The sequence below is a fragment of the Streptosporangium sp. NPDC048886 genome (assembly GCF_055586905.1).
Genome location: NZ_JBVJHH010000058.1, coordinates 39,111 through 50,917 on the forward strand (window position 1 = coordinate 39,111; position 11,807 = coordinate 50,917).

Annotated in this window: 6 protein-coding genes; 5 read left to right on the plus strand and 1 reads right to left on the minus strand. The window is 71.0% G+C overall.

Translation table 11 applies throughout. The annotated features are described in order from the left end of the window. Nucleotides 1-81: 81 nt before the first annotated feature. Nucleotides 82-5,904: a pullulanase-type alpha-1,6-glucosidase gene (gene pulA, locus ACZ6R6_RS43880; protein WP_470102873.1), complete on the minus strand. Its 5,823-nt coding sequence runs from the start codon at nt 5,902-5,904 to the stop codon at nt 82-84. Between the two features lie 364 nt (nt 5,905-6,268). On the opposite strand from pulA, the gene ACZ6R6_RS43885 reads away from it, so the two are divergent. From ACZ6R6_RS43885 to ACZ6R6_RS43905, 5 genes are all read left to right on the plus strand, one after another. Beyond that, a complete protein-coding gene (locus tag ACZ6R6_RS43885) occupies nt 6,269-7,567 on the plus strand; it encodes an extracellular solute-binding protein (protein ID WP_470102874.1) in 1,299 nt (432 codons plus the stop codon). A 3-nt stretch (nt 7,568-7,570) separates the two neighbouring features. After that, on the plus strand, nt 7,571-8,587 hold the full coding sequence (locus ACZ6R6_RS43890; protein WP_470102876.1) for a carbohydrate ABC transporter permease: 1,017 nt from the start codon (nt 7,571-7,573) through the stop codon (nt 8,585-8,587). After that, nucleotides 8,584-9,462 carry a sugar ABC transporter permease gene (locus ACZ6R6_RS43895; RefSeq protein WP_470102877.1) on the plus strand — a complete coding sequence of 293 codons (879 nt, stop codon included), beginning with the start codon at nt 8,584-8,586 and terminating at the stop codon, nt 9,460-9,462. Before ACZ6R6_RS43890 ends, ACZ6R6_RS43895 begins: the two co-directional genes overlap by 4 nt. Before the next feature lie 49 nt (nt 9,463-9,511). Then, the gene (locus ACZ6R6_RS43900; protein WP_470102878.1) at nt 9,512-11,128 is read left to right on the plus strand and encodes a glycoside hydrolase family 13 protein; all 1,617 of its coding nucleotides are present in this window, start codon (nt 9,512-9,514) and stop codon (nt 11,126-11,128) included. Continuing rightward, the coding region (locus ACZ6R6_RS43905; protein WP_470102880.1) for a LacI family DNA-binding transcriptional regulator at nt 11,118-11,807 on the plus strand (690 nt) is incomplete at its 3' end. The genes ACZ6R6_RS43900 and ACZ6R6_RS43905, both read left to right, overlap by 11 nt.

The following is an 11,807-nucleotide window of genomic DNA, read 5'->3' on the forward strand; positions in this document are numbered from 1 at the left end:
GGGGCCTCCAGGGTTGTGGATGGGATCCCTAGGCCGGGCCGGATGCTGCAACACCCGGCCCGGCGTTCCTCCGCGGACCCGCTACGACCGCACGAAGACGGCGACCGTGCGGGCCGGAACCGTCAGCGTGCCGGTGGACGGGGCGAAGGTCGACTGCTTCACGACGGCGTCGTCGCCGGCCGCCTGGACGGGGTGGAGCGTCACCTGGGAGTCCTTCAGCGCGGCCACGGTCTGCGGCTGCGTCTCGGGAGTCGCGTTGAAGACGACGGTGATCGACTTCCAGCGCGGGTCGATGCCGGAGGCGTCCAGGTGCATGGTCACGACGCCCGGGGTCTCCGAGGCGCCGCTGGTGGGGAAGGTCAGCCGCTTCTGCACCTCGGCCAGGGAGCCGAGCCTGAAGGCGGGGGAGGAGGCGCGGATCTTCAGCAGCTCACCGTACCCGGCCCGCGCCGAGGTGATCGCCGCGCAGTCCGGCCGGAGCGCCGGGTCGGCCAGCAGCGGCCGGGCGTAGGGCCACTTGTCCCCGTTGTCGGCCCTGGGCGGCAGGCCCGCGCCGAAGCCGTTGCCCTGCGAGCAGTCCCACAGCAGCCGGTTGAACCAGTCGCCGGAGTCGAAGGAGTTGCGGTCGAGCGACTTCGAGCGCAGCCGCTCGCTGCCCGCGTGGACGAACGAGGTGCCCTGGGAGAGCACCGCCGTGGCCAGCGAGAGCGACTGCATGCGCACCCGGTCGGCCATCGGGGTCGCCTGCGGCAGCTTGTAGGCCAGCGCGTCGAACAGCGTCTCGTTGTCGTGGGCGTCCACGTAGGTCACGACCTCGCCCGGCGAGGCGGTGTAGCCGGCCGGGGAGCCGTTGTAGTCGACCTCCGAGCCCTTGACCTGCCGGCCGCCGGAGGCGGTGAAGGTGTAGTCGCGCAGGTTGCCGGTGAGCCCCACCTTGATCAGGTCCTGGTAGCCCAGGAGGCGGGCACGCTGCTGCTCGGCCGTGCCGTTGGCCGCCGATCCGTTGGGCGCGCCGGCCAGACCTGAGCCGAAGCCCTGGATCCGGGGGTCGGCGTCGAAGGGGCTGCCGCCCCGCACCGCGTCACGCAGGCGGTCGCTGAAGGTGCCGATCCCGGTACCGGCCATGTTGAGCTGGGTGGCCTGCTCGAAGCGGGCGCCGTCGGCCACCTCGCCGAAGTTCCAGCCCTCGCCGTACAGGATGATCGACTTGCCGTCCACGCCGTCCTCGGCGAGGGTCAGCCCGTCCAGGGCCTTGCGGACGGCGAGCATGTTCGCCTTCGGGTGGTGGCCCATCAGGTCGAACCGGAAGCCGTCCACCTTGTAGTCACGTGCCCAGGTGACGACGGAGTCGACGACGAGTTTGCCCATCATCGCGTGCTCGGGCGCGGTGTTGGCGCAGCAGGTGGAGGTGGCCACGGCGCCGTCGTCGAGCAGCCGGTGGTAGTAGCCGGGCACGATGCGGTCGAGCACCGAGGTGGGGTCCTGGCCGGCGGCGTGGGTGTGGTTGTAGACCACGTCCATCACCACCCGCAGCCCCGCCCCGTTCAGCCCCGCCACCATGCCCCGGAACTCCTTGATCCGGCCGGAGCCGTCCGGGTCGGAGGCGTAGGAGCCCTCGGGCACCGTGTAGTGCTGCGGGTCGTATCCCCAGTTGAAGGCGTCCTTGGCCGCGACCTTGGCGACGCACTCCTGCTGCTGGTCGGAGTCGGCCGGCATCGAGGCCAGGTCGCAGTCCGGCTCGGCGCGGTCGGCCCGCCGCTCGGGGACGGTCGCGATGTCGAAGACCGGCAGCAGGTGCACGTGGGTCAGGCCGTCCCCGGCGAGCTTGCGCAGCTCCCTCATCCCGGCGCCGTCCCCGGCGAACGCCGCGTAGGTGCCCCGCCGCTCGGCGGGGACCGAGGTGTCGGAGGCGGAGAAGTCGCGCACGTGCAGCTCGTAGATCGACGCCCGGTCCTGGGCCACGGCCTCGGGCTTGGCCAGGGAGGACCAGCCGCCGGGTGCCAGGGAGCGGTCGGCGAGGTCCACCACCTGGCTGCGGACCGAGTCGGCGGCCAGCGACAGGCTGTAGGGGTCGGTCACCTCGTTGGTGACGACCTTGCCCGCCGCCGGCGAGTAGACCGTGACGAGGAAGGTGTAGTAGCGCCCCTTCCAGGAGGGCAGGCCCCGCACCGACCAGACGCCGGTCCCGTCGTCGCGGCGCATCTCGTGGACGGTACGGCCGGCGCCCGCGGCGTCGCGGTAGAGCGCCAGCTCGACCTTGCGCGCGGTCGGCGCCCAGACCGACAGCCTGGGGGCCCCGCGCCAGACCGGACCGAGCTCGGCGTCGGTGGCCCTGGCGTAGACGTCGTCGAGCACGCCGGGGATCTGCACGCCGGTGGCGGTCAGCAGGGCACCGGAGGCGTCCCGCTCGACGGCCACGACCTGGCCGCGCAGCGCCCTGGCGACCAGGTCGGCGTCGCGCGGGTCCACCTTCAGCGCGGCGTGGCCGGCCAGGTGCGGCCACTTGGCCCGCTGCGCGTCGGTGAGCGCGCCGGGGATCAGCCGGATGATCCGCAGGTCGCCGGTGAGGTCTCCCTTGGCGTAGGCGATGTCACCCTTGCCGGAGAAGGCCAGGGAGTGGTGGAGGGAGGGGGACGGCTCGACCTTCCAGGCGACGGTGTCCCGGTCGATCCAGTGCGCCGCCGACTTGGTCAGGTCGGCGTCGGCGCCGCGGGCCGGAGGCTGGGGCAGCACGTGGCCCTCGGTGGCCGCCGCCCGCCAGACCTCGTGGCCGGCGGTGGTGAGGTCCAACGCCTGGTCGGCCGGCAGGTCCTTCTCGTCACCCTTGTGGATGATGTAGCTCACGTTCTTCGCCCCCTTGGTCAAGGGGACGCGGAAGTGGACTCCGAATCCGTCCTTGCCCGCCGGCTGGAGCGGGGTGGCCCACTCGGTGGGAGTGGCCACGTCACCCCACAGGTGCAGTCCCCAGCCCTCGTAATTCCCGTCCGGCCGGTGGTAATGCAGGATCGCGACGTTCTCGGCCGCCGCCCGGGTCGGGTGGACCTCCGCCACGCCCGAGCCGACGTAGGCCTCCGGCTGCAGCGCGGGGGTGAAGACCTGGTCGGGGCCGGGGTCCTTGGTGTCGCCCTTGTGGATGATGTAGTTCACCGGGGCGGCGGCGTTCTTCAGCGGGATCTTCCAGAACGCGCCGTAGGAGTCGGTGCCGTCCGGCGGGCGTGGCGTGGCCCACTCGGTGGGCACCCCGTCGGCCAGCCCGTCGCCCCACAGGTGCAGGCCCCAGCCGTCGTAGTCCTTGCCGGGGCGGCTGTAGTGGACGGTCGCGTAGCCCTGGGCCGCCGCGCGGGAGGGGTGGGTCTCGGGCCGGCCCTCGGCCAGCCAGACCTCGCCGGTCCTGGCGGGGTTGACGAGCCGGTCGCCGCCGTCCTTCTCGTCGCCCCTGTGGACGATGATCCCGACGTTGGCGGCGCCGGGCTTCAGCTTGATCCAGGCGAATCTGCCGTAGGCGTCCTCACCGGTCAGCGGGAGCGGGCTGCCCCACTCGGTGGGCTTTTCGACGTCACCCCAGACGTGCAGGCCCCAGCCGTCCACGTCCTCGCGCTGGTAGTGCACGACCAGCCAGTCGCGCTTGACCGCGCCGGGCTCCTCGGGAGCGGGTTCCGGGCCGACGGCGGCCGTCGCGGTCGCCGCGGCGAACCTGCCCGCGGAGTCCTTCACGACGGCCTTGTAGGTGATCTCCGTGCCCGCCGGGAGGCCGCGCAGGTCGTGGAAGACGCGGAAGAGGCGGCCCGTGGCCGAGGGGTTGGGCGCGTCGTCGGTGCCGAGCGTCCGCCACGCGCCGCCGCCGACCCTGGCGGCGAAGGTCACCTGGTCGAAGCCGGTCCCCGGCACGGTCGCGGTGACGGGGATCCGGCCGTCCTCGGCGGTGCCCCTGATCTGGGCGCCGGGCAGGGCGATCGAGATCGCCGGGGTCGCCGCCGGGGCGGCGAGCCTCGCCGAGGCCCGGTAGACCACCGCCGACAGGGCCGGCACGGTCACCGCCAGCTTGGCGTCGGCGCCCGTCGTGAGCGCCGCGGCGGCCTGGCCGTACACCCTGGTGAAGGCGGCGCCGGCGGAGAAGGTCGGCACGTCCACGGCCGCGGCCTGCTCGGCGTTGTTGACCGCGACGACGTACTCGACCTGCTCCTTGGCGTCGATCCTGGAGAAGGCGTAGACGCCACCCGCGGCCAGACGCTCGATCTGGGCGCCGTCGGCGAGGGCGGGGTGGGCGTCGCGGAGCCCGGCCAGGGCGGAGATGCCCCGGTAGAGCGGGTGGGCGGGGACGAAGTTGTCCTGGGCGTGGGTGGCCGTGGTGCCGATCAGGTCGTCGTCCAGGTAACTGTCGGTCCTGGAGGCGAACATCGGCTGGCGGGCGTCCTGGTCGCCGCCCTTGCCGGTGAAGCCCTGCTCGTCGCCGTAGTAGACGACCGGCTGGCCCCGGGTGAGATACATCAGCTCGTGGGCGAGCAGGTCCCGGCGGAGCAGTTCGGCGTCGGGCGCCCCGGGGTTGTCCTGGGCGAGGAAGCGGCCGATGCGGCCCATGTCGTGGTTGCCGAGGAAGGTGGGCAGCGACGCCGCGTTGGAGTCGGCGTCGGTGTGATGGTCGTCCCCGGCGAAGAGCTGGGCCAGCCGGGTCGCGCCCGCCGTGCCGCCGCTGAAGGAGCGGGCGGCCTCCTGGAAGGGGAAGTCCAGGGTGGCGTTCATCCCGCCGCGGGTGGAGTAGCGGCTGGTGTAGGCCGGCTCGCTGCTGTAGACCTCGCCGAACATGAAGAACCGCTTGTTGCCCAGCTCGGCCGCGTAGCCGCGCAGGGCGGGGGAGAACCTCTCCCAGAAGGCCATGTCGACGTGCTTGGCGGTGTCGATGCGGAAGCCGTCGATGCCGGTCTCGCGGACCCAGGTCCGGTAGATGTCGGTCATGCCCCTGACGACCTCGGGCCGCTCGGTCCACAGGTCGTCGAGGCCGAAGAAGTCGCCGTACTCGGAGTTCTCGCCGCTGAAGGTGGAGTCGCCCCGGTTGTGGTACATCGTCGGGTCGTTCAGCCAGGACGGGGTCTTGACGTCCTTGGGCGCGACCGGCGTGTAGGGGAAGGACTCGGCGTTCACCCTGGGGAAGGCGTCCCCGCCGGTGTGGCGCCGGTCGTCGAACGGCGCGCCGTCGGCGTCGAGGTAGGGGTAGGCGCCCTTCGAGCGGTAGGAGTAGGTCTTCTCCCGGTAGTCGATCACATCGGCCGTGTGGTTGGTGATGATGTCGAAGAAGACCTTCATCCCGCGCCGGTGCGCCTCGCGCACGAGCTGTTTCATCTGGGCGTTCGTGCCCAGGTGCGGGTCGATCCGGGTGAAGTCGGTGATCCAGTAGCCGTGGTAGCCGGCCGAGACGCCGGCGCCCGTGCCCTGGACGGGCCGGTTGCGGAACGCCGGGGTGATCCAGATCGCGGTGCTGCCGAGGTTCTTGACGTAGTCGAGCCTGCCGAGCAGCCCCTTGAGGTCGCCGCCCTGGTAGAAGCCCTTGTGGGTGGGGTCGAAGCCGGTGGCGAGCCGGTCGCCGGACAGGCCGCCCCGGTCGTTGCCGGTGTCGCCGTTGGCGAACCGGTCGGTCATCGCGAAGTAGAAGCGCTCGCGGCTCAGGTCGGCGCGGAGCGCGTCGCGGGCGAGGTCCTTGTCGGAGGGCTCCGCCGTACGGCTCAGCGCGGAGATCACGGGGGCGGCGGACGGCTGCCCCGCCGGAGCGGCGGGGGGCGGTTGTCCCGCGGCCGTGGCGGCGGCGGGGAACGGGGGAGCGGCGAGGGGGGTGACGATCAGGGCCGCGGTGAGGGCGGCGCCCGTCAGGAGATTCGCTCTCGCGCGTCGTGGGAGGAGTGGCCAGACCACCGGGGGGCCTCCGCGGAGTCGTTTCGAGGATGTTGCCCGGAAGTTACTCACTGGGCATGGTCTGTGCAATCCCTTGCCGAAACTTTCTGAATCACGGTGGTTTCCGGGGCCTCCGCGGGGCTCCGGCCCGCGAGCGGCGGGAGGTGTGGTGTCGCGGAAAGGGCCCTCTGAAGTGCTGATCCTCCCTGCCCGGCCGGCGGCGGCCGAGATGCGGCCCGCACCTTTGGTGGAATATGTAACAACTTTGCAGACTCTTGCAGAAAGTTCTTCCAATGCGGTTCATGTCGGCGTAACGTCCGGCGTACTCCAAACCCGGCCCGGTGGCTTCCCCGGCCCGGTCCGGTCCCCTGAACTATGAGGAGAAATGATGCGGCGAGCCTTCTCGGCTGCGACGATCGTCGCGGCTCTCGCCCTGGCGGTCTCCGCCTGTGGCGGCGGCGACGGCGGCTCGACGGCGGCGCCCGCCCAGTCCGCCGCGGCCGACCCGTCGAAGATCAGCGGCGAGATCACCTGGTGGGACACCGTCCGGCCGGACAGCGAGGGCCCGACGTTCCAGGCGCTCATCACGGAATTCCAGGCGAAGTACCCCAATATCAAGGTCAAGTACGTCAACGTCCCCTCGGACCAGGCGCAGAACAAGTTCCAGACCGCCGCGCAGGCCGGCGCCGGGGCGCCGGACGTCATCCGCTCCGAGGTGGCCTGGACCTCCCAGTTCGCCTCCCTCGGCTACCTCCAGCCGCTGGACGGCACGCGCGCCGTGGAGAACGAGTCGGACTTCCTGCCCAGCCCGCTGAGCAGCACCAAGTACAACGGCAAGTCCTACGCGGTGCCGCAGGTCACCGACACCCTGGCGCTGCTCTACAACAAGAAGCTCCTCAAAGAGGCCGGATACGAGAAGGCGCCGGCCACGGTGGAGGAGCTCAAGAAGGTCGCCCTCGACGTCAAGGCCAAGACCGGCGTCAGTGGCCTCGCGCTCAACGTCGACGCCTACTTCCTGCTGCCCTTCATGTACGGCGAGGGCGGCGACCTCCTCGACGTCCAGGCCAAGAAGATCACCGTCAACTCCCCGGCCAACGTCAAGGCCATGGCGACGGTCGCCGACCTGGTCACCTCCGGCGCCGCGCCCAAGCCCGCCATCCAGGACAGCTACGCCAACGCCATGACCGCCCTCAAGGACGGCAAGGCCGCGATGATCTACAACGGCCCCTGGGCGCTGTCGGAGATCTACCAGGGCAAGGAGTTCCAGGACAAGGAGAACCTCGGCATCGCGCCCGTCCCCGCGGGCTCCGCCAAGGCCGGCGCCCCCACCGGCGGCTGGAACTACGCCATCTACGCCGGCTCCAAGAACCTGGACGCCTCCTACGAGTTCGTCCGCTTCATGAGCACCCCCGAGGCCCAGGCCAAGGTCGCCAAGGAGATCAGCCTCCTGCCGACCCGCGCCTCCGCCTACGACAACCCCGATGTCCAGGGCAACAAGGACGTCGCCACCTTCAAGCCGATCATCGACACCGCGGTCGCGCGGCCGTGGATCCCCGAGGGCGGCCAGCTCTTCCAGCCGCTCCTGGAGGGTTACCAGTCCCTGGTCGGCGGCAAGGCCTCGCCCGAGGACATGGTCAAGTCGGTGGACGAGAAGTACCACGGCATCTTCAAGGACTGGAGCTGACCGGTGGCGACTTCCACTGGACGTGTGACCGGCACGGCCAGGGACCGGGCCGCGGGCGCCGCTGACGGTGCCCGCGGCCGGGGCCGCCCCAAGAAGGCCGGCCCGGTCCGGCGGGTGACGTCGCAGTACTGGTACGCCTGGGCCATGGTCGCCCCGGTCATCGTGGTCACCGCCGTGCTGATCGGCTGGCCGCTGGTCCGAGGCGTCTACCTGTCGCTGACCGACGCCACCGAGGCCACGATGGGGCGGACGATCGGCGTCAACGTGATCCCCTCGAGCTATGAGTTCGTCGGGTTCGGCAACTACGTCGACATCCTGACCAGCGGCCTGTTCTGGGAGAAGCTGATCTGGACGGTCGGCTGGACCGTCGCGTGCGTCGGGCTCCACTACGGCCTCGGTCTCGGCCTGGCCCTGCTGCTCAACCGGAAGATGCGACTGCGCTCGGTCTACCGGCTGCTGCTGATCCTGCCGTGGGCGGTCCCGCCCTTCGTCGCCGCGTTCATCTGGCGCTACCTGTACAACAGCGACTACGGCGTCATCAACGCGATGCTGAAGGCCGCGGGCCTCGGGGCGGTCGGCTGGCTCGACGACCCGACCACGGCGAAGATCGCGGTCATCGCGGTCAACGTCTGGGTGGGCGTACCGTTCATGATGGTCGCCATGCTCGGCGGGCTCCAGTCGATCCCCGGCGAGCTCTACGAGGCGGCCGAGGTGGACGGCGCCACGCCGTGGCAGCGCTTCCGCCACATCACCGTCCCCGGCCTGCGCACGGTCTCCAGCACCGTCGTCCTGCTGGGCACGATCTGGACGTTCAACATGTTCCCGCTGATCTTCCTGATCACCGGCGGGGGACCGGGCAGCTCCACGGAGATCCTGGTCACCTACGCCTACCGTGAGGCCTTCACCGGCATCCGCAACTACTCGGGTTCGGCGGCCTGGGGAGTGATCATCCTCCTGCTCCTCGTCGTGCTGGCCCTGGTCTACCGCCGCGCGCTGCGCAAGCAAGGGGAGGTCTGGTGAGCACCGTCACCGCAGGTCCCGCGAGGCGCGGCCGCGCCCGCGGCCGTGGGGAACGCAGCGTCGGCAGCTCGATCCTGCTGCACGGGACGCTCGTCGCCGCCTCCCTCGTCGCGCTGTTCCCCATCGTGTGGCTGATCCTGACCTCGCTCAAGCCGCGCGACGGCTGGCTCTCCACCGAGCTGACCTTCTTCGACAACTCGTCGCTGGACAACTACGTCCGGGTGCTGACCGAGACGCAGTTCCCGAACTGGCTGCTCAACTCCGTGATCATCGCGGGGCTGACCACGGTCATCGGCGTGTTCCTGGCCTCGACGACCGGATACGCGGTCAGCCGCTTCCGGTTCCCGGGCTACCGCGGCGTCATGTGGCTGCTGCTGATCACCCAGATGTTCCCGGTGGCGATCCTGATCGTGCCGCTCTACAACCTGATGGCGGGCATCGGGCTGCTCAACCAGATCCCGGGCCTGGTCATCGCCTACATGACCGTGGCGGTGCCGTTCTGCGCGTGGATGATGAAGGGCTACTTCGACTCCATCCCGCGCGAGATCGACCAGGCGGGGATGATCGACGGGCTGACCCCGTTCGGCACCTTCTGGCGGGTCATCCTGCCGCTGGCCCGGCCCAGCATCGCGGTCACCGCGTTCTACTCCTTCATGACCGCCTGGGGCGAGGTCGCCTACGCCTCGGTCTTCATGACGGGGGAGGAGACGCGCACCCTCGCGGCCGGCCTCCAGCAGTTCGTCGGCCAGCACTGGTCCGACTGGGGGCTGCTGACCGCCTCGGCCGTGCTGATCGCGCTGCCCGCGGCGGTCATCTTCCTGCTCGTCCAGCGTCATCTGGTCGCCGGACTCACCGCCGGCGCCACAAAGTCGTAACACCACCGTGCTATCACGTCCTGATATGTCACTTGATCGGGGGATTAATATGACCGAGCTTGTCCACGCGGACCATGCCAGCGAGACCGCCACCCGGTGGTGGCGGGACGCGGTGATCTACCAGGTCTACGTGCGCAGCTTCGCCGACGGCAACGGCGACGGGATCGGGGACCTGCTGGGTGTGCGGAGCCGGCTGCGCTACCTGGCCGACCTGGGGGTCGACGCCGTCTGGCTGACCCCGTTCTACACCTCGCCGATGGCCGACTTCGGCTACGACGTGGCGGACTACCGGGACGTGGACCCCATCTTCGGGTCGCTGGCCGACGCCAAGGCCCTGATCGACGACGCGCACCGGCACGGCCTGCGGGTGATCGTCGACGTGGTGCCCAACCACACCTCCGACCGGCACGTGTGGTTCCAGCAGGCCGTGGCGGCCGGTCCCGGCAGCCCCGAGCGGGAGCGCTACATCTTCCGCCCGGGCAAGGGTGAGGACGGGCAGCTGCCCCCCAACGACTGGGAGTCGGTCTTCGGCGGTCCCGCCTGGACCCGGCTGCCCGACGGCGAGTGGTACCTGCACCTGTTCGCCCCCGAACAGCCCGATCTCAACTGGGACGCCCCCGAGGTCCACACGGAGTTCGAGTCGGTCCTGCGCTTCTGGCTCGACCTGGGCGTGGACGGCTTCCGCGTCGACGTGGCCCACGGCATGGTCAAGGCCGAGGGCCTGCCCGACGTCGGCCACTCCGACCAGGTCCGGATGATCGGCGCCGACGTGGTCCCGTTCTTCGACCAGGACGGCGTGCACGAGATCCACCGCGCCTGGCGCAGGCTGCTCGACTCCTACCCGGGCGAGCGGATCGGCGTCGCCGAGGCGTGGGCGCCGTCGCCGCAGCGGCTGGCCAACTACGTCCGCCCGGACGAGCTGCACCAGGCGTTCAACTTCCACTTCCTCAACACCCCGTGGGAGGCGGCCAGGTTCCGCACGGTGATCCAGGAGTCGCTGACCACCTCCGGGCTGGTCGGCGCGCCCACCACCTGGGTGCTGTCCAACCACGACGTCAAGCGGCACCTGACCCGCTACGGCGGCGGCGACCTCGGCCTGCGCCGCTCCCGCGCCGCGGCCCTGCTGACGCTCTGCCTGCCCGGCTCCACCTACCTCTACCAGGGTGAGGAGCTCGGCCTGCCGGAGGTCCTCGACCTGCCGGAGGAGTTCCTGCGCGACCCGCAGCGGCTGCGCAACCCCGACGACGGCCGCGACGGCTGCCGGGTCCCCATCCCGTGGGCCGACGTCGAGCCGCACTTCGGCTTCAGCCTGCCGGGCATCGAGGAGACGTGGCTGCCCATGCCCGCCTCCTGGGGCCCGCTCAGCGTCCAGTCCCAGCTGCGCGACCCGCACTCCACGCTGAGCCTCTACCGGACGGCGCTGGAGATCAGGCGGGCCCGCCGCTCCTTCGACGACGCGCCGCTGACCTGGCTTGACTCCCCGGAAGGCACGTTGGCCTTCACCCGGGGGGACGGCTTCGCCTGCACCATGAACCTGACCGGCGAACCGGTCGAGCTGCCCGCCCCCGGACGGGTCCTGCTGGCCAGCGAGGAGCCGGACGTCGACGGCGGCGTGGCGCGGCTGGCACCCGACTCGGCCGTCTGGTGGGGACGCGATGCCGTATAGCGGCGGCCCGCCCGGCAACGGCGCGGCCAGACTCACCGACATCGCCGCGCAGGCGGGGGTGAGCGAGGCGACCGTGAGCCGGGTGCTCAACGGCAAGCCGGGTGTCTCGGCCGCCACCCGGCAGGCCGTCCTGGCCGCGCTCGACGTCATGGGTTACGAGCGGCCGCAGCGGTTGCGCCAGCGCAGCAACGGGTTGATCGGGCTGGTCACCCCGGAGCTGGACAACCCGATCTTCCCGGCGTTCGCCCAGGCCTTCGAGAAGGCGCTGACCCAGCACGGCTACACCCCGGTGCTGTGCACCCAGCTCCCCGGCGGCGCGGTGGAGGACGAGTTCACCGAGCTGCTCGTGGAGCGCGGGGTCAGCGGCATCATCTTCGTCTCCGGCCTGCACGCCGACGTCACCGCGCGTTCGGACCGCTACACCCAGATCATCGGGCAGGGGGTGCCGATCGTCCTGCTCAACGGGCACGCCGACGACGTCCCGGCGCCGTTCATCTCGCCGGACGACCGGGCCGCCGCGCGGCTGGCGGTGCAGCATCTGGTGGATCTGGGGCACGAGCGGATCGGCCTGGCCGTCGGACCGGGCCGGTTCGTGCCGGTGATCCGGAAGATCGAGGGTTACCGGCAGGCGATGGCGCAGTTGCTGGGGGCGACCGAGGTGGATGAGCTGATCTCGCAT

Excerpts from the sequence above, each read along its gene's own strand:
- ACZ6R6_RS43885 (WP_470102874.1), top strand. The coding sequence starts at position 6,269 with ATGATGCGGCGAGCCTTCTCGGCTGCGACGATCGTCGCGGCTCTCGCC.
- ACZ6R6_RS43900 (WP_470102878.1), top strand. The coding sequence starts at position 9,512 with ATGACCGAGCTTGTCCACGCGGACCATGCCAGCGAGACCGCCACCCGG.